17 protein-coding genes are annotated in these 17822 nt (G+C 43.4%); 5 read left to right on the plus strand and 12 right to left on the minus strand.

The window, feature by feature from the left end:
• The first annotated feature begins 19 nt into the window (after nucleotides 1-19).
• A complete protein-coding gene (locus NSS67_RS20865; protein WP_339315511.1) occupies nucleotides 20-1459 on the plus strand; it encodes a serine hydrolase in 1440 nt (479 codons plus the stop codon).
• Between the two features lie 77 nt (nucleotides 1460-1536).
• Here the strand turns inward: NSS67_RS20865 and NSS67_RS20870 are convergent, their stop codons facing one another.
• On the minus strand, nucleotides 1537-2301 hold the full coding sequence (locus NSS67_RS20870; protein ID WP_339320652.1) for an exodeoxyribonuclease III: 765 nt from the start codon (nucleotides 2299-2301) through the stop codon (nucleotides 1537-1539).
• A 158-nt stretch (nucleotides 2302-2459) separates the two neighbouring features.
• Nucleotides 2460-2876, minus strand: a complete 417-nt coding sequence (locus NSS67_RS20875) for a hypothetical protein (protein WP_339315512.1) — start codon at nucleotides 2874-2876, stop codon at nucleotides 2460-2462.
• 185 nt (nucleotides 2877-3061) lie between these two features.
• Between NSS67_RS20875 and NSS67_RS20880 the strand changes: the two genes are divergently transcribed.
• Together NSS67_RS20880 and NSS67_RS20885 are read left to right on the plus strand one after the other, a co-directional pair.
• Complete coding sequence (locus NSS67_RS20880) at nucleotides 3062-4231, plus strand: MFS transporter (RefSeq protein WP_339315514.1); 1170 nt, start codon at nucleotides 3062-3064, stop codon at nucleotides 4229-4231.
• Nucleotides 4232-4389: 158 nt separating this feature from the next.
• Nucleotides 4390-4677 carry a hypothetical protein gene (locus NSS67_RS20885; protein WP_339315515.1) on the plus strand — a complete coding sequence of 96 codons (288 nt, stop codon included), beginning with the start codon at nucleotides 4390-4392 and terminating at the stop codon, nucleotides 4675-4677.
• A 74-nt stretch (nucleotides 4678-4751) separates the two neighbouring features.
• Here NSS67_RS20885 and NSS67_RS20890 read toward each other — a convergent pair whose 3' ends face one another.
• On the minus strand, nucleotides 4752-5609 hold the full coding sequence (locus NSS67_RS20890; RefSeq protein WP_339315517.1) for a helix-turn-helix transcriptional regulator: 858 nt from the start codon (nucleotides 5607-5609) through the stop codon (nucleotides 4752-4754).
• Nucleotides 5610-5733: 124 nt separating this feature from the next.
• Between NSS67_RS20890 and fabF the strand changes: the two genes are divergently transcribed.
• Entirely contained in the window at nucleotides 5734-6972 is a 1239-nt protein-coding gene (gene fabF / locus NSS67_RS20895; protein ID WP_339315518.1) for a beta-ketoacyl-ACP synthase II, read from the plus strand.
• A gap of 474 nt (nucleotides 6973-7446) precedes the next feature.
• Here fabF and NSS67_RS20900 read toward each other — a convergent pair whose 3' ends face one another.
• The 4 genes from NSS67_RS20900 to NSS67_RS20915 all read right to left on the minus strand — a co-directional run bounded on the left by NSS67_RS20900 (nucleotide 7447) and on the right by NSS67_RS20915 (nucleotide 11961).
• The gene (locus tag NSS67_RS20900; RefSeq protein ID WP_339315492.1) at nucleotides 7447-8562 is read right to left on the minus strand and encodes an IS110 family transposase; all 1116 of its coding nucleotides are present in this window, start codon (nucleotides 8560-8562) and stop codon (nucleotides 7447-7449) included.
• Between the two features lie 779 nt (nucleotides 8563-9341).
• The gene (locus NSS67_RS20905; RefSeq protein WP_339315519.1) at nucleotides 9342-10409 is read right to left on the minus strand and encodes an ABC transporter ATP-binding protein; all 1068 of its coding nucleotides are present in this window, start codon (nucleotides 10407-10409) and stop codon (nucleotides 9342-9344) included.
• 176 nt (nucleotides 10410-10585) lie between these two features.
• Complete coding sequence (locus NSS67_RS20910) at nucleotides 10586-10843, minus strand: HXXEE domain-containing protein (RefSeq protein ID WP_339320653.1); 258 nt, start codon at nucleotides 10841-10843, stop codon at nucleotides 10586-10588.
• Between the two features lie 155 nt (nucleotides 10844-10998).
• A complete protein-coding gene (locus NSS67_RS20915; RefSeq protein WP_339315520.1) occupies nucleotides 10999-11961 on the minus strand; it encodes a phosphotransferase in 963 nt (320 codons plus the stop codon).
• 130 nt (nucleotides 11962-12091) lie between these two features.
• Here NSS67_RS20915 and fabV point away from each other — a divergent pair, with 130 nt between their 5' ends.
• A complete protein-coding gene (fabV, locus tag NSS67_RS20920) occupies nucleotides 12092-13282 on the plus strand; it encodes an enoyl-ACP reductase FabV (RefSeq protein ID WP_339315521.1) in 1191 nt (396 codons plus the stop codon).
• Nucleotides 13283-13302: 20 nt separating this feature from the next.
• Here the strand turns inward: fabV and NSS67_RS20925 are convergent, their stop codons facing one another.
• The 5 genes from NSS67_RS20925 to NSS67_RS20945 form a co-directional block, all read right to left on the minus strand.
• A complete protein-coding gene (locus NSS67_RS20925; protein WP_339315522.1) occupies nucleotides 13303-13560 on the minus strand; it encodes a DUF2164 domain-containing protein in 258 nt (85 codons plus the stop codon).
• An 87-nt stretch (nucleotides 13561-13647) separates the two neighbouring features.
• Nucleotides 13648-14616 carry a sugar phosphate isomerase/epimerase gene (locus tag NSS67_RS20930; RefSeq protein ID WP_339315523.1) on the minus strand — a complete coding sequence of 323 codons (969 nt, stop codon included), beginning with the start codon at nucleotides 14614-14616 and terminating at the stop codon, nucleotides 13648-13650.
• A gap of 26 nt (nucleotides 14617-14642) precedes the next feature.
• Nucleotides 14643-15719, minus strand: coding sequence for a Gfo/Idh/MocA family oxidoreductase (locus NSS67_RS20935; protein ID WP_339315525.1), 1077 nt, complete (start codon nucleotides 15717-15719; stop codon nucleotides 14643-14645).
• Nucleotides 15720-15741: 22 nt separating this feature from the next.
• Entirely contained in the window at nucleotides 15742-16839 is a 1098-nt protein-coding gene (locus NSS67_RS20940; RefSeq protein WP_339315526.1) for a Gfo/Idh/MocA family oxidoreductase, read from the minus strand.
• Complete coding sequence (locus tag NSS67_RS20945; protein WP_339315527.1) at nucleotides 16832-17605, minus strand: sugar phosphate isomerase/epimerase; 774 nt, start codon at nucleotides 17603-17605, stop codon at nucleotides 16832-16834. Before NSS67_RS20945 ends, NSS67_RS20940 begins: the two co-directional genes overlap by 8 nt.
• Between the last annotated feature and the right edge of the window lie 217 nt (nucleotides 17606-17822).

Raw genomic sequence — 17822 nt, forward strand, 5'->3', positions numbered from 1 at the left:
AAATTTAGGAGATGAATGAATGGAAACTACAAGTAGCTTGCAGTTATCTAGAAGTCTTCCAGAGGAGCAGGGCATTTCATCAGCCGCAATATCCAACTTTATTAGTGCTGTAGAGAAACAAAATTTAGGCTTGCACAGCTTTATGCTCCTTCGTCATGGTTATGTGATCTCTGAAGGTTGGTGGACTCCTTATAAGTCCGACCTTCCACATATGTTATTTTCTCTTAGCAAAAGCTTCACCTCAACCGCTATCGGATTTGCAGTTACAGAAAAGCTAATCACGCTCGACGATTCGGTCATTTCATTTTTCCCAGAAGATGTGCCCGATGAGATTACCGAGAATTTATCTAAGATGAGGATTAGGCATCTATTGATGATGGGTACCGGACAAGTCGTGGATACTATGGATACACTTCATCACAGTGCAGATGGAAATTGGGTCAAAGCCTTCTTCACGGTCCCTGTAGAAAAAGAACCTGGAACACATTTTCTCTATAATACTGGCGCCACTTACATGCTCTCAGCGATTCTTCAAAAGGTCACGGGACAAACGCTACTAGAGTACTTAGAACCACGTCTTTTCACGCCTCTCGGTATCCGTAATGCAACTTGGGAATCCTGTCCTCGCGGAATCAACACAGGAGGATTTGGCTTAAGCATTACCACAGAGGATATCGCTAAATTCGGCCAGCTATACTTACAGAAGGGTATCTGGAATCATCAGCGCCTTCTGCCCGAAGAGTGGATCCATGAGGCTACTTCCAAACACATTTCTAATGGCGAAGGCGATCATGACTGGGCGATGGGATATGGGTATCAATTCTGGCAATGTCGACACGGTGCCTATCGAGCAGACGGTGCATTCGGCCAAATTTGTATCGTTCTACCTGACCAAGATGCGGTAGTTGCTATCACTGCCGGAACAAATAGTATTCAGGGTATATTGAATGAAGTGTGGGAGCATCTACTACCCAACATGAAAGAAGCACCCCTTCCGGAAGATCCAACATCATCAGCCAATTTGGCAGAGCAATTAAAGAATTTATCCATTGATCCTCCACAATTGCAACGGTCATCCTTGCTAGAAGCACAAATAAACGGGAAGACATATACACTCGAAAGCAACCAATTTTCACTAGCTACCTTATCCATACTCTTCAACAACCACGAAGCTGAATTTACTTTATTAGATGAGCTTGGAGAGCAAAAGGTTATTCGTCTTGGCCGAGGGCAATGGGTCGAGAGCTTTGCACATATCCTTGGGGCTTCTACGAACCGGATCATGTCCAGCTTTACTTGGTCAGCAGAAGATCAGCTTGAGTTATCCTTATTGTTTGTTGAGATGCCTTTCTGTATAACGCTTGAGATTAAACTTCTAGAGAACATGCTAAATCTTAAACAGAAGATGAATGTGAATATGGGACCACTTGAATTTGCTGATATAATCGGAAGAATTTAATATACAATATATGTAATCAATAAAAGAAAGGCCGCTTCGTCCCCTGCAGGGACTTAGCGGCCTTAAACGACTTTATTTTAGCTAGTGAAATCAGCAAGTTTGAGGATCACTGGGCAATGATCACTCCCCATGATATGACAATCAATTTGAGCGTCAAGTACATTGGGGGCCAGTCTAGAAGAAGCTAAGAAATAATCAATCCGCCAGCCTACATTCCGCTCTCTCACTTTCGGCATGTAAGACCACCAAGAATAGACTCCCTCAAGCTCCGGGTGAAGATATCTAAACGTATCTATGAAGCCAGACTCTAGAAGGGTACTCATTTTCCCTCTCTCTTCATCGGTAAAACCAGAGTTACCACGGTTAGCCTTTGCATTCTTGATATCAATATCCTCATGAGCTACGTTTAGGTCACCGCAAACAACAACTGCTTTACGCTTGTCCAGCTCTAAGAGATAATTGCGGAAACGGTCTTCCCATTCCATTCTATATTCCAAGCGTGTCAGATCCCGTTTGGCATTAGGCGTATAGACATTGACCAGATAAAAATGATCGAACTCTAATGTGATGATCCGACCTTCTGCTTCTTCATCTTCTTCCATTCCATATCTCACAGAGATCGGTTTGATTTTGGTGAACACTGCCGTGCCTGAATAGCCCTTCTTCACTGCGTAATTCCAATATTGCTCGTATTCTTCGCCTTGCTCCATTGTAATTTGCCCTGCTTGCAGCTTTGTCTCTTGAACGCAAAAAATATCTGCTTCAACTTCTTTAAAATATTCATTAAACCCTTTAGTGACACATGCCCGAAGACCATTCACATTCCAAGATACTAGCTTTATCATCTGCTTATCTCCTTGCATTTTCCTTTAGTTATACTATTACTGCGATTATTATATCACTATAGCTAGCAGACGGGATATGTATAGCACCAAAAGCCGCACCTTTCTCCACTGCGGAGAATTGGTGCAGCTTTTGGTTAATTCATACGCTGACTAACTTAAAGACCAATGGCTGTAGCTGTAAACGTAATTGGTCCTACTACTTGAATTATACTTCCAGGATTATTACTAGCAGCAAATAGAATGCCAAGTGTATAAATTTGGGTTCCTGGCAGTCCACCATCCACAGCAAGCACGTTTACAATCTGAAGGTTGTTACCAGGTTCGAAGAATCGATTGAGCGGGCTACTGTATACTTTTGTGGCACCTCTGTAAATATCTACGCGAATATCATCAGTAAATGAAAAACTATTAACACCGAAACTCGCTTTTAGCTCAACTCTCGAATGATAAGTTGCAGGATTAGCCGGATCAAGATGTACAGAGGTAGTTGTTATTCCTTGACCAACACCAACCCCTAATACTGGACCATCAACAGTTAAAAACGTTGAACCATAATCAATAATTGAAGCCATTCTCAACACTCCCTTCAAGGTTATACAACATCCTATGAAAATGAACTGAACCTTGAATGGATATATCATCAGGGAAAATAGTATATTTTTATCATAGTTTTATATCCTAATCATTCTACATCCATGATACAATAACCAAATTGACACTATAAAAATTTCATTTAATACGTGAGGTAAAGAAACTTATGAATGCACCAACACTATTACGAGGATTTAACTTTTTGTATTTTGCACTGCTAGCCATGTTTATTCCTTTTCTGCCAGTCTATCTAGGGGAGCAGGGTCTTAACCCGGCGCAAATTGGATTCATTATTGGTACTGGAGGTTTTGTTACCATTATAGCTCAACCCTTATGGGGGATGATCAGCGACAAAACAAGAACGATCCGCAAAGTACTTTTAGTTCTACTGTTATGCTCTGCGGTTACAGGATACTTTTTATTCGATTCCAGCAGCTATGTGGGACTTATTCTTTTTGCTATGCTGCTCTATTTCTTCCTGATGCCTATCGATCCATTAGCTGAAAGCTTGAATTTCAGGGTCTCTGAGGCAGCTGGAATCAGCTACGGGTCGATCCGTACATACGGTGCGCTGGGGTACGGTGTAATGGCCTTGCTCACAGGTTATGTGCTGAGTTATTTCGGCTCTCATGGGATGGCCATGTTGTTCGTCACGATTAGCCTTACAAGCTTTATAGTAAGCTGGTTCATGCCAGATGCTCCAGTTACCGGTAAACCGGTTACACTTGATAGCTTAAAGCACTTTCTTAGCAACAAAGAAACACTGCTATTTCTAGTGCTCATATTTATTAGCTCCGTTCCTGCACGGATGAACGATACGTTCCTAGGAGTTTATATCCGCGAGCTAGGTGGAAGTCCTGGATTGGTAGGCCAATCCTTTTTCATCGCCGCAATGAGTGAAATTATAGTTTTTGCATTAAGCTTTTGGTGGCTACGGAAAGGTAAAGAGCTTATCATCATTTCGATTTCAGGAGCCTTTTATTTCCTTCGTTTCTTTATTTCAGCTTGGATTACTGATCCACACATGTTAGCCTATTTGCAAATTCTACAAATCCTGACCTTCCCAGTATTCTACTCTGCGGCTATTCAGTATCTGTATAGAATTGTGCCAGAGGAATGGCGTGCTACAGGTCAAACTGTACTTGCACTTCTATTCTTCGGAGTATCAGGTATCCTAGCATCATATGCTGGTGGAGCATTATATGAAGCCTTTGGTGGCAAGGCTCTTTACTTAACGATTTCTGTGATGTCATTTATCGGCATGCTGTTCGGTTTGATTTTGTACCGAATCTATGGAAAGAAAAACTCCAATAAAAACAATGTAGCTACTCATTAATCTTCCAATAATTAAACGGGTATGTCCCATAGCCAAGTAGACGGCTACCGGACATGCCCGTTTTCTATGAATAAGTGCGAATTCACCGTGTCATTCGCTCTCGCATCAATAGATTTATCGCATAGTATATCCTATAAAATGAAAAGGAGGTCGTTACTATGGCTATCGTATTACCTCTACAATTGTTTGTTTTAGAACCCGTCATTGGCAAATCCTATTATGAAAACCTTGCAGGTGGTATTAATGCTGCAGTTACAGTAAACAATATCTCGGACCACCCTGTAGAACTAGTATTAACCCGTGTGAATGCTCCAGTTATCACTTACACGATTCCAGCATTCAATAGTCTTACGCTTCAAGTTCATGCACTGTTGGTCGCAGCACTCTTAAGTACTGCTTCGGGCACAACATTCGGATTTATTGAAATCTCTACATCAGATTTCTAATAGAATCACAAATACAACGCTCTCTAAAGGACTTCTAGCTGATTATTTAGCTAGAAGTCCTTTACTATAACAATCTACTTAAGTCTTTCTTTAGGCTGCTCCATAAGCTGCTTCAGCTTGACTTCAGTATTAGAATCTACGACAGGAGTATAAATACTACAGCGTAAATCTGTGCTGCCATGAACCTGTAACGAGGTTAAATGAAATAACATCTTCCCTGCTTTAGCATGTCTAAATTCTAGAAGCACATCTGGAGCAGAGCTTACCCGGCTTTGTTCCCACAATTCATTAAATGCTGGATGTAGTCCCTTTAATTCCTCTATAAATTCATCGTACCAACGATCCTCTACATACTGTCCATAATAAGCTCTGAAGATGGACAGATAACCACTAACGAATTGTTCCCAATTTACGGCTAAGCGTCGAAACTCCTTACGAACAAATAACAAGCGAATCAAGTTTCTCTCCTCGATGGGTAGCTCCGAGAAATCGAGAAACACATGCGCTGCAGCCTCATTCCAACCTACAATTCCACAGCGTCGATCTGAAATAATTGTAGGGCAATTCTTGAGCTCTTGTAATATTTTCTGTAGAGAAGGACTGATTACAGAAAATTCATCTTGCTGAAATCGAACAGTTCCCGTACCTGTCTCTAGTGCTAGCGCAAAAAGATACTTCCGCTCATCTGTAGTCAGCTTGAGTGCCGTCGCAATACAGTCCAAAACCGATGACGAGACTTTAATATCCCTACCCTGTTCTAGCCACGTATACCAGGTGCTGCTTACCCCCGCTAGCTGTGCAACTTCTTCTCTTCGAAGTCCAGGCGTTCTCCTGCGTGTGCCTTCTGGCAGTCCAACAGAGCTGGGTGAGATCGCTGCTCGGCGTGCTTTTAAGAAATCTGATAATGCCTGCAGTCTCGTCTGATTAGCCATATGCTCCCTCCCCTTCCTGCTACATTCCTTAGTATAGTACAAATTATACTAGGATAAACGATAACTTGTAATAGGATAAATAAAGTGGAACAATACCTGTATACACTAGTTTAGGAGGTTCATTATGGAACGCGTAGTCATCACAGGTATGGGATTAATCTCCCCACTAGGGAATTCAGTAGAACAATTTTGGGATCGTCTAGTTTCTGGTGAATCAGGGATATCACCAATCACTTCATTTGATACATCAAACTTTAAGGCAAAGATCGCAGGAGTAGTGCATGACTTCGATGCGGAAGCCAGATTTGGCCGTAAAGAGGCACGCAGAATGGATAGATTTAGTCAGTTCGCCCTCGCGGCTACTGAAGAGGCTTGGAAACAATCTGGTTTACAGCTTGATAAGATCGACAAGGAACGACTCGGAGTTTATGTAGGTTCTGGTGTTGGTGGTATTCAGACATTGATGGAACAAGGGAGTGTTTTAGATCGACGTGGACCCGATAGGGTTAGTCCCACTTTAATCCCGATGATGATCTCCAATATGGCTGCGGCGATGATTAGCATTAGATTAGGAGCCATGGGACCTACAATGGCTCCAGTGACTGCATGTTCTATTGGGAATACGGCGATCGGAGAAGCTTTCAGGCTGATCCATTATGGAGGTGCCGATATTGTTATAGCGGGAGGCTCAGAAGCTGCCATTACTGAAATCTCTTTAGCTAGTTTCGGCAATGCCACTTCATTATCCACTCGAAATGAAGAGCCATCTAAGGCAAGTCGACCTTTTGACGGTGGGCGGGATGGATTTGTCATTGGAGAAGGAGGCGGCATTGTCATTCTAGAGTCACTCACTCATGCTCTGCGTAGAAATGCTGAGATTCACGGTGAAGTTATCGGTTATGGCGCCAGCTCTGATGCCTATCATATGGTCGCCACCCATCCGGAAGGGATCGGTGCTTATCAAGCGATGAAGCTGGCTCTGAATGAAGCTAATCTCCAGCCTAAGGATGTGAATGTAATCAGCGCTCATGCCACAAGTACAGTAGTAGGTGACCGCTCCGAAACTCTTGCAATTAAAAAGTTATTCGGCGATCAAGCACATCGGATTCCCATAACTGCCAATAAGTCTATGACCGGACATGCTTTAGGGGCGGCTGGCGGCCTAGAGGCTATAGCTCTGATTAAGAGTATACAAGAAGGAATCATTCCCCCTACTATTAATCAGGAGATCAAAGATTCCATCTGTGATCTGGATTATGTCCCGAACATTGCGCGAAAAACTGATCTTACTATAGGAATGTCTAACTCCTTTGGTTTCGGTGGGCATAATGCGGTCATTGTAATTCGGAAGTTTGAAGACTAACCGTTCATCCATAAAATGGGGTTCCAATTAGTCATTCTCAGGACTAATTGGAACCCCGTTTCTACTGTTAATTCCTTGGAGGTTGCGTTACAAGATTGCTGAGTACATCCGTAATTCCATACTCATATCCATATACACATTCGTAGTGAGGTTCCGCTTACGGACCATATTGCACTTATTCCCTGCTATGAACGAATTAGTCAATACCCCTGTTTTCCCCTTTAAACCAAAGGGTTTTCAATTCCTTGGGCACAGAGACAAAATGCGAGTCGTCGGCTGGCAATCTGCTATCCGTGGGTTGGTTACCACATATTATGCCTACGTCGAAGGAGCTTCCGCAAACTAATTTCGCACGTCAGATCTGGGATCCTGTGCATAGGGAATTCACGGATTCTCCTCGTACCTTTCTCTTTGTCTCCATGCCCCAAGAATTCAAATCTTTTGGGTATACTTTTTGTGTTTTTTTCATTTCACCTACGCCATTTTCCGTTCTGCATCTACCGCTATTGACCAGATGAATCCAACTAACTCACGACCTACCGCAGCCATAGTTAAATTTCGGTGTTTCCCACGTCTGACTAACTTTAAATACTTGCTGTGTAACCGTTCTTGGGCTTTCCACGACGTTTCATGGACATGAGCACTCTGACCCTCTAAGCGCACTGCTAAATCTCCTTTAACTGCAGGACGGTGACGGTAACTCCATGCGGACTCCACCAGTGCACGTCGCACACCGGAATTTCCGGTTTTTGTAAGACTTCCTCTTTTGGTACTTGCTCCCGATGAATACTCCCGTGGCACTAGTCCCAGGTAACTCATGAGCTGAGCCGGTGAACGAAAACGCTCAAAATTTCCAATCTCGACAACTAAAGTCATAGCCGTCAGCAGGGCAATTCCCCGCAGACCTTGCAACGCTTGAATGACAGGTGCGTATGGACAGATCTGTGCTTCTTCTCGCATTGCGGCTTCAAGTCGCTTGATTCGCTCCTCCACTTCCCGGAGCTGTTGCAGGGATTCCGCGAAAACTTTTTCTTGAGCTACATTATTAAACTTCAACATAGACAGCCATTCCCGGTACCTTTTGGTCCAACGTTTTTTCATGCCTTCTGGCTTGTGAATCTGGTGACGCAACAGAAAATGAATGAGCCGTTGCCGAACCCGATGTAAGTCCTGCCTAGCATCTTCTCGTGCACGAATGAGATCTCTTAAGGCTTCGAGTTCAGGAGTCGGCACATGGATCGCAGTCAATTCTCCTGCGCGGTGCAGTTGAGCCAGTTTTTCAGCATCCCGTCGATCGGTTTTTATAGCATCGCCGGGACGCTGTGGCATACGCGAAGGTGCGATTACCACGCAGGAAATCCCCATTTTCGTCAGCCAGCGATATAAGTCGTACCCCGTAGGCCCGGCTTCATAGCAGACCTCCAGTGTAATCCCTGTACCTTTGATTTTCCGAATCATTCGAGCCACAGCATCTGGGGTATGAGATATGGCTCCATAATATCGTGCGGGTTCTCGACCCTCATCTGCAATCGCCACCGCAATTTTTTCTTTTGATACATCCAAACCTACGTATTTTATGGTATTCTTCATATTAACAGCTCCTTTCGCATGTAGCTCTGAAATGGTTGTCCTTCAACTTCCATTTTAACCTACGGTGTGCGAACAGGGGCTGCCTTTCGTTCATCATAACTAATAACAAGCCCATTCCCGGGTGATTCAGGGCGGATAACGGCGCAGGCTCGTTTACGTTACCGGCGGCACTTTGTATTCGGTTTTTCGCATACATTTGGCTCGTTTACGTTACCGGCGGCACATTGTATTCGATTTTGCGCATACATTTGGCACGTTTACGTTACCGGCGGCACTTTGTATTCGGTTTTTCGCATACATTTGGCTCGTTTACGTTACCGGCGGCACTTTGTATTCGGTTTTTCGCATACATTTGGCTCGTTTACGTTACCTGAGGCACATGTATTCGATTTTTCGCATACATTCGGCTCGTTTACGTTAACGGCGGCACATTGTATTCGGTTTTTCGCATACATTTGGCTCGTTTACGTTACCGGCGGCACATGTATTCGATTTTTCGCATACATTTGCCTCATTTATGTTATCGGCCGCACATTGTGTTCGATTTTTCGCATACATTTGGCTCGTTTACGTTAACGGTGGCACATTGTATTCGGTTTTTCGCATACATTTGGCTCGTTACGTTAACGGCGGCTCATGCTACGAAATATGGTACTTCTTTAGCTTCTTCCGGTACTCAGCGGAGGCAAACTGGCTCCCGCGAACCTAAACAATAAAAAAAACGCCAAGCCATCGAAATGGCCTGACGTTTCCTTTTATATTTTACGTAAACAATCTGCTTAATTAGCGCCTTCTTGCACCAAAACAGGTTCTGGATAAGCGTTCTTAAGCACACGTTGTCTATTCTTAACAACTGCCGGCGGTTCCACCTTAGGAGCCATCGGATGCATTAGCCAAGACTTCACCATATGGGTATCCGAAACCTTATACATAGGGGGCTCTTTCTCCATATCGATTTGCATAGCATAAGTACTACGAAGTGCGAAAGCATCGCCCTTAGGCGGTTTGATCAAATCTGGAGGCGTACCAGGAATTGCTGTAAGCAAAGAACCTTTGCTCTCCAAACTTGGCATGGAAGCTAGCAAGCCCCAAGTGTATGGGTGTCTTGGATCATAGAAGATCTCTTCCGCTGTTCCCATTTCGACAATTTGTCCGGCATACATTACAGCTACACGATCTGCCATTCTTGCTACAACCCCGAGATCATGGGTAATAAAAATAATAGCCGTATTAATCTTCTTCTGCAATTCCTTCATCAAATCAAGGATTTGTGCTTGAATGGTTACGTCGAGCGCTGTTGTAGGCTCATCCGCAATCAGAAGTTTAGGGTTCGCAGCAAGTGCCATTGCTATAACAACACGTTGACGCATACCACCACTGAATTCATGCGGATATTGAGTGAAGCGACGTTCTGGTGAAGGAATACCTACAAGATTGAGAAGCTCAATCCCACGTTTATTCGCATCAGCCTTAGAAATGTTCTCATGCTTGAGCAGCACTTCAGTAATTTGTTTGCCGACCTTCATCATTGGGTTCAGAGAGGTCATCGGATCCTGAAAAATCATACCGATCTCTTTACCGCGAATTTTCTGCATCTGCTTCTCAGTCTTGCCAATCAAATCTTGTCCATCGAACAGAATCTGTCCGCGTTTATATTCTCCTGGCGGTGTAGGAACTAGCTTCATAACCGCTTGTGAGGTTACACTTTTACCGGAACCTGATTCTCCAACAATCGCAAGAGTTTCACCTTTATCTACATGGAAGCTAACACCACGGATCGCTTGTACCTCTCCACCGTGTGTTTTGAATGATATCGCTAAGTCTTTTACCTCTAAAAGGCGCTCCATCTTGTCACCCTCTCATTTCCTCGTCAATTATGATAATGATTCTCAGCATGTTGTAAGCAATAAGTATTATTTTATCTAGTTTTAAGGGCTCTAGTCAAGATTTTTCTGAAAAAATACGGCTAGCCGCATACTTTAGTACTAGTTCTGTTTATTGCGTGTAATATCAATGACAGATACTACGTGAAAATACGCATAAATAGATTAGGAAGAACTACTAGTACTGCTGTAACCACGCCAGGTGTAAACATTTTCAAATGAATAGTCTTTTCCAGATGAGTGAATACATGGAAGAAGATTGCTGCAAGCACTGACAAATACAATAAATAATATGAAAAGAATGCTGCGATGCAGATTAATCCCACTATCAAAATATACACGAACAACACTTCTAAAGCAAAGTTACGAGAAGTCACGTGCATCATCGAGTGATACATTTTGCGCAAAAATGCTCTAGAAACATAAGTTGTATCGGCAGCAGCCACAGCAAGCTTACGGTATCTATATGTACACTAAGCCATTCAAGCGTCAGTATCTCCCTTTTCCTGCTCTTCCTCCTTATCTTCTATATTGTACTTGTGTCAAAATTGTGTTAATTCATAAACCGATCCCAGCCCTCAAGCAGATTATCATGCGCCCATTTAAAGTGTCCTTGGCTGTCGTACTTACGCGAATAATACTCGATGAAGTAAATTAAGTCGATATATAAGTCGTAGAGTTTTTTGCGGGCACATTCATTTGGGCTGTCGAAGCTATTCCCATACCCTCTGCAGAAATGCTCTGAATTCTCAATATAACGAAAATAATATTCCATAAGTGGATCGCCCCAAAGTGCCCGCTCCCAATCAATCAACGCAACGATACGGCCCTCTTGCACAAACACATTGCCATCCCATAAATCCCAGTGTATTAGACGAGGCTCAGTGACTGCGTCCATAACATGTAAACGACTTATGATCTCTGCCTCAACGATTTCTAACGGAATGGGCATCTTCGCTTCTAAACGACGTGCATCGTCAAGCAAATTCATCATCAAATGCTTAAAGGTTTCCCGCCATGAAGTCCCTTTTACTTGTGTGGATGCACTAAATAGCCCGAAACGTTCACCATGAATCTCATTAATTAAGCGGCAATAACGACCTAACTCTGCCTCAATACTAATTCTCTGCTGCGGACTTAGTTCTTCCTTAATTTCATTATAGGGCTGGCCGATTATTTTCTCCATGAAAAAAAACTCACTCGAAATCAAATTTTTACTGTTATCATAAGCGTATACCTCAGGCACAGGTACTGTCGCTTTTGACTTCATCAATCGCATCGCCGCAACTTCAGTAGCCATAATATCATGTTCATAACTAAGGGTGTCTGTTTCATCTGATGGCGCGATCTTTATAATCATTGCTCTACCGTCTGACAATAGAAGGTCATATGCTGCGTTAAAATAACCTCCCGTCAGTTCCGTACTTCGAATAATGCTCACATGATTTCCAAAAGTAGCACCAACCAGAATATTCTGTTGCTCTGTAGTTAATTTCGTTTTAGTAGAACTTTCCAAAATCTCACCACCATAATGAATTAAGTATCAAACCATAAACAATCCTTCTCCAATGGATCAAAAATTGTTAAAATTAGAACTATCGAGTATCTTTAGCCAGCTTTTCATGAAAGAGAGGAAAAACATTATCATGATTATAAAACCTAGAACACGCGGCTTTATCTGTACTACCGCCCATCCGCAAGGTTGCGCTCGTCAAGTAGAGCGACAAATCGAATATATCCAGGCACAACCCGAGATCAAAGGACCACGTAAGGTGCTTGTCATTGGCGCCTCTACAGGATATGGCCTCGCCTCACGGATTACAGCCGCCTTTGGGGCTGGAGCCAGCACAGTAGGCGTCTACCGCCAGAGCAGCAGCAACGGAGCCCGTACAGCCTCTGCTGGTTGGTACAATTCAGCAGCTTTTGAAGAGCTTGCAGAGAAATCGGGTCTTCAATCCTTTAGCGTAACCGGTGATGCCTTCTCCAAAGAGACTAAGGATAGAACTATACAGCTGATTCGTAGTGAATTGGGACAAGTTGATCTAGTCATCTACAGCGTTGCTTCCGCTCGCCGAACAGACCCTATGACGGGTGAAATTTATAACTCCGTAATTAAACCAATAGGGGATACCTATACCAATAAAACTGTAAACTTTCATACGGGTGAGGTAAGCCAAATTTCCATTGAGCCCGCTACCGAAAAGGAAATCGATGATACCGTTCGAGTCATGGGTGGTGACGATTGGCAGCTTTGGATTGAAGCACTTCAACAAGCCGGAGCATTGGCCGATCATGCCACCACAATCGCATTCTCTTATATCGGACCAGAAATCACCCAGTCCGTATATCGCAAGGGCACGATTGGGCGTGCAAAAGATCATCTTGAATCCACAGCACATAAGCTTAACGAAGAACTATCTATTATAGACGGTCGGGCATATGTAGCGGTTACGAAAGGTCTCGTCACACAGTCTAGCTCAGCGATTCCTGTCGTACCCTTGTACACTTCTGCTCTATACAAAATCATGAAAGAGAAAGGACTTCATGAAGGCTGTATTGAGCAAACCTATCGATTGTTCGCAGAGCGTCTATATGCACTAGAGGGGACTCCTGTGGATGAAGAAGGCCGCATCCGAATAGATGACTGGGAGATGTCCCCGGCTGTACAAACTCAAGTGGCTCAAATCTGGGATGAACTCGCTACAGACAATATCTATGAATTGACAGATCTGCATAGCTACAAACAGGAATTCTTCCAGTTATTTGGATTCGAGACTGAAGGTGTAGATTATGAAGCAGAAACTGACCCAGATGTAACGATTACCAATCAGCGATAAACAATAAATTATGTTGCGGACTATCTTCTATCAGGCGTTAAAGGTTGCTCAAGTGCATACAATTCTTCTTCAATGGAAATCATCCTTTGCTCAATCACTTTACGGGCGTCTGCCAGTGCCTGATTATAAATATAAGGCGAGAGTTCTTTGAGCATAAAATCGAGAAGATTCTCACTTGCTAATTGACCAATTTCGCTGGACAACTCCGAATCAAAATAATCTTGAATGCTGGATGTAATCTGGAGCTTGTGTTCTCTTTGAATTTTTATCGGTTGCATGCTCGTCCTCCAATGGGTATGTTTAGTAATTCAGAATATCAATACAGGAAAAATGACGTGCTTGCGCACGTCATTTCTTATGTTCTATTAGACCCACCACATTTCTGTCAGTGGCTCCTCAATCAATACTTGTTGAAGATTACTTACAGCTTTGGAGAAGCCTTCTTCCACAGACATTAACCCATCTTCATGCTCAATACTAACCACATAATCATATCCTACCAAACGAAGAGCACTCATAATGTCAGCCCAAGTCTTAAGATCATGTCCAAAGCCGACCGAACGGAACTGCCAAGCGCGATCAAGCATTTTGGTATAGGATTGCATATCTGTTAAGCCATGCATATTGACATTGACTGGATCAATAACCGTATCTTTAGCGTGGAAATGATGAATTGCACCTTGGCGCCCCAAAATATGAATCGCCTGTACCGGATCAATCCCTTGCCACCACATATGACTTGGATCAAGGTTAGCTCCGATCACTTCACCCGCAGCTTCTCTCAAACGTAGCAGAGTACCTGGTGTGTGAACGGAGAATCCGCCGTGTAGCTCAAGACCCACCTTTACATCATGCTGAGCAGCAAATGCTCCCCACTCCGTCCAGTACGGAATCACTTTATTCTCCCATTGCCAATCCAGAATTTCTTGATAATCATTTGGCCATGGAGCTACCGGCCAGTTCGGATACTTGGCACCCTCATGATCACCCGGACATCCTGAGAACGTATTAACGACTGGAATACCTAGCTTCTGCGCCAATTTGACCGAGTTTACGAAATCCTCATGATCTTTCTGTGCAAGCTCTTTTTGTGGGTGCAGCGGATTTCCGTGACAGCTTAGTGCACTGATCGTTAATCCACGAGATTCTACAGCATGCTTGAATTCTTTCAATGCCGTTTCATTCTCGAGCAACATCTTAGGATCACAGTGACTGTTGCCAGGATTACCACCCGTACCAATTTCTACTGCCTTTAGTCCTTTGGACGCTACATAATCAAGAGCATCCTCCAGCTTACGGCCGCCAAACAAGACCATAAATACTCCAAGTTTCATTGTAAGTCACCTCTCATGCTAATAGTTTACTTACCTTCACCATACAAATCGAAGTCTTTCAGCACTTGATTCTTCTCAGCAGATTCAAAAATAGCCTCAATTAAATTCTGAACACGCAGTACTTCGGCATTCTTAACGATTGGTTCTGCTGTTCCCTCAATTACGGCTGCGAAATTGTCATAGAAGCTAGAGCCTAGCTCCGCTGGTTGAGGTAAAGCTTCAGTAATCGTAGCCCCTTCCGAAGGAGGCGCCATAGTTTTAGTTAATCCAACACCTGCACGTATAGGCTTAGGCTCGATCTTTTCACCTTCATGGTTTCTAGTTACTAAACGTCCAGTTAAAGACCAATCCTCGATAATTCCAGTTCCTTCAATACCCTTCACATACCATCTAGGCAGCGTAATAAAGTTGGTTGTGCCAACCTCTACGATTGCTTTTATCCCATTCTCAAATTGCAGGATAGCCTCAAAACCATCATCTACATCATTGCCGAGAATAAAGCTCAGACTGCTGCTCACACTGGTGACTTTGCTGTCGATCATAAATAAGAGCTGATCCAATAAATGAACGCCCCAATCCAGCAGCATTCCTCCACCTTGTGCCTTGACATGGCGCCAGTCTCCTGGAATACCATTCGCCCCGTGTACGCGAGATTCGATCTGGAACAAAGAACCGATAGTCTCTTGATCATACATTTTTTTGATGGTTAAGAAATCCTCATCCCAACGTCTGTTCTGATGTACCATGAACACACGTCCTGCTGCATCTGCAGCGGCCAGCATTTCTTGAAGCTCTTCACTCGACATAGCGACCGGCTTCTCACAAATAACATGTTTGCCAGCTTGCAGCGCACGTATAGCAATTTCTTTGTGCACATCATTTGGTGTAGCAATAAGAACAATCTCAACTGCAGGATCTGCTAATACTTCTTCATAACTTTCATATACCTTGTAGCCAGCTTTGATGGAGTCCGTACGACGTGCTTCAAGCAGGTCGTACGTTCCTACCACTTCTAAGGAATTATTCACCTTAATCAATTCTGCGTGATATTTCCCCATTCCTCCAAAGCCAACGATGACTACGGAATGTATGTTTGAGCTCATGACTTCCACTCCTATTTCCCTATTAATTATCTGATGTGCCGTCAAAATACACAGCGCGACCTGTACGTGAAGATTCATAAATAGCTTCCAAGATTTGAGTAACGACGAGGGCCTGCTCAGGTTTAACTACAGGTTCCTTATCTTCTCTAACCGCCTCAAGCCACAAGCGAGCTTCACGATCAGATTCATTTTCCTGTCCTCCATCAAAGAAAGCTACTCCACCAGCAGACAAGTCTACTTTGGTCTCATACAGACGTCCACCACGGTCACCATTTAGGCGCAGACCATCCTTCATATCTGCACCACCTTCTGTACCTGCAAGAAGCGTCTGAGCTTCACGATATTCAGATACATTAAGTGCCCAGCTGGATTCAAGTACAATTGTAGCACCATTTTCCATGGTAATAAATCCAAAAGCCGAATCTTCTACCTTAAATCGCTCAGGATCCCAAGGACCAAAAGCATTTCCAGCGTTCTTTCGGTTACTCAGCTTATGGAAAGACGAGCCCATAACACTGCGTGGTTTATAATTATCCATCATCCATAAAGTAAGATCAAGCGCATGTGTACCGATATCGATCAGTGGTCCGCCGCCTTGCTTTTCTTCATCCAAGAACACTCCCCAAGTAGGAACCGCACGACGACGTAGCGCAATTGCTTTTGCATAATAGATATCTCCAAGTTCGCCGTTTTCGCAGAGCGCTTTCAGGTATTCACTATCCGAACGATAACGATTCTGGTAAGCGACAGACAACTTCATACCTGTACGCTTGGCAGCATCCAACATTTCTTGTGCTTGAGCGGTAGTTTTAGCCATTGGTTTCTCACACATTACATGCTTTCCAGCTTCCAATGCTGCAATAGTAATCACGGAGTGACTGTCATTCGGTGTACATACATGAACAATATCAAATCCGCCAGCTTTTAAAAGCTCGGTGTAATCTGTATAGACAGCAGCACCTTCAGCGCCATAAGTCTTTGCCGCTTCTTGTGCACGTTCTTCAACGATGTCGCAGAAAGCTACCATTTCAGCATCCTTCTGACGTGACAAACTCGGCATATGTTTTCCATTCGCGATACCACCGCAACCTACAATAGCAATTCTCAACTTATTAGACATTAACTTTTCCTCCTTGATTTGCGTATGCTTTTACCCATTTCAAACTATCTTCTACACTTTCTAATGGTGAACGTCTGCAGAAATCTTGCTCTACTACCGCCCACTCCACATTTGCCTGTACAGCTGCATCTAAAATTGCTTTAAGGTTCACTTCACCTTCACCTAGCACAACTGTTTCCGGAGTACCATCTTCCTGTTTCTTCAAATCCTTCAGATGGATGATCGGTAGTCTACCTGCGTATTTATTGATATATTCAACCGGATCATAGCCAGCATGATGTACCCAGCAAGTATCCATTTCCACTTTCAGTAGGTCAGCTGGCACTTCTTCAAACAATCCATCAAAAGCTGTGCGGTCACTATCACCATATTTTTCTGTTAACTCGAAATCATGATTGTGATACAGAAGAACTGCTCCACCCGCTTTGCACTTTTCACCAATAACTTTTAGATTCGCAGCAACCTCTTCATAGTTACGTTGTTCTTCTGACAGATAAGGAACAATCAAATTAGGATTTCCAATCTCAAGATTGTAAGAGATCTCTGCTTCTGTATCATTCAGCAATGCGTCATAAGGGCGATGTGCGCCAAGGGCTACCAGTCCAAGCTCATTTAGCAATTGTTTAACTTCTGCTGCGGTACGACCGAAAAAGTGAAAAAACTCTACGCCTTTATATCCAAGGGCTGCTACCTTGCGCAGTGTTCCTTCAAAATCCTGTTCCAGTTCTTCTCTAAGTGTGTACAATTGCAGACCTATCTTCAGCATTTTCTAATCACTCCAATGGGTTTAGGGTTAACTTGCTAATTCGTATAAACTTCCTTCCGCTGCTCGTCCCCTAAGAGATTAATAGCGGATTTCACTTGAACAATAATGCTGTTGCAGAATTGACTAATCTGATTCCCATTAGTTTCCTTTAACTACCATTCTTGTTTGCATAGCTAATATCGACTCCGCATAGCGTTGATGGTCGATTTCTTTCTTT

Origin of the sequence: Paenibacillus sp. FSL R10-2734, assembly GCF_037963865.1 — a bacterium.
In the GTDB taxonomy this organism is placed as follows: Bacteria; Bacillota; Bacilli; order Paenibacillales; family Paenibacillaceae; genus Paenibacillus_AQ.

Excerpts from the sequence above, each read along its gene's own strand:
- NSS67_RS20930 (WP_339315523.1), bottom strand. The coding sequence starts at position 14,616 with ATGAAACTTGGAGTATTTATGGTCTTGTTTGGCGGCCGTAAGCTGGAG.
- NSS67_RS20880 (WP_339315514.1), top strand. The coding sequence starts at position 3,062 with ATGAATGCACCAACACTATTACGAGGATTTAACTTTTTGTATTTTGCA.
- fabV (WP_339315521.1), top strand. The coding sequence starts at position 12,092 with ATGATTATAAAACCTAGAACACGCGGCTTTATCTGTACTACCGCCCAT.
- NSS67_RS20900 (WP_339315492.1), bottom strand. The coding sequence starts at position 8,562 with ATGAAGAATACCATAAAATACGTAGGTTTGGATGTATCAAAAGAAAAA.
- NSS67_RS20910 (WP_339320653.1), bottom strand. The coding sequence starts at position 10,843 with ATGTATCACTCGATGATGCACGTGACTTCTCGTAACTTTGCTTTAGAA.
- NSS67_RS20865 (WP_339315511.1), top strand. The coding sequence starts at position 20 with ATGGAAACTACAAGTAGCTTGCAGTTATCTAGAAGTCTTCCAGAGGAG.
- NSS67_RS20890 (WP_339315517.1), bottom strand. The coding sequence starts at position 5,609 with ATGGCTAATCAGACGAGACTGCAGGCATTATCAGATTTCTTAAAAGCA.
- NSS67_RS20875 (WP_339315512.1), bottom strand. The coding sequence starts at position 2,876 with ATGGCTTCAATTATTGATTATGGTTCAACGTTTTTAACTGTTGATGGT.
- NSS67_RS20945 (WP_339315527.1), bottom strand. The coding sequence starts at position 17,605 with ATGCTGAAGATAGGTCTGCAATTGTACACACTTAGAGAAGAACTGGAA.
- NSS67_RS20885 (WP_339315515.1), top strand. The coding sequence starts at position 4,390 with ATGGCTATCGTATTACCTCTACAATTGTTTGTTTTAGAACCCGTCATT.
- NSS67_RS20935 (WP_339315525.1), bottom strand. The coding sequence starts at position 15,719 with ATGAGCTCAAACATACATTCCGTAGTCATCGTTGGCTTTGGAGGAATG.
- NSS67_RS20905 (WP_339315519.1), bottom strand. The coding sequence starts at position 10,409 with ATGGAGCGCCTTTTAGAGGTAAAAGACTTAGCGATATCATTCAAAACA.
- NSS67_RS20940 (WP_339315526.1), bottom strand. The coding sequence starts at position 16,839 with ATGTCTAATAAGTTGAGAATTGCTATTGTAGGTTGCGGTGGTATCGCG.
- NSS67_RS20925 (WP_339315522.1), bottom strand. The coding sequence starts at position 13,560 with ATGCAACCGATAAAAATTCAAAGAGAACACAAGCTCCAGATTACATCC.
- fabF (WP_339315518.1), top strand. The coding sequence starts at position 5,734 with ATGGAACGCGTAGTCATCACAGGTATGGGATTAATCTCCCCACTAGGG.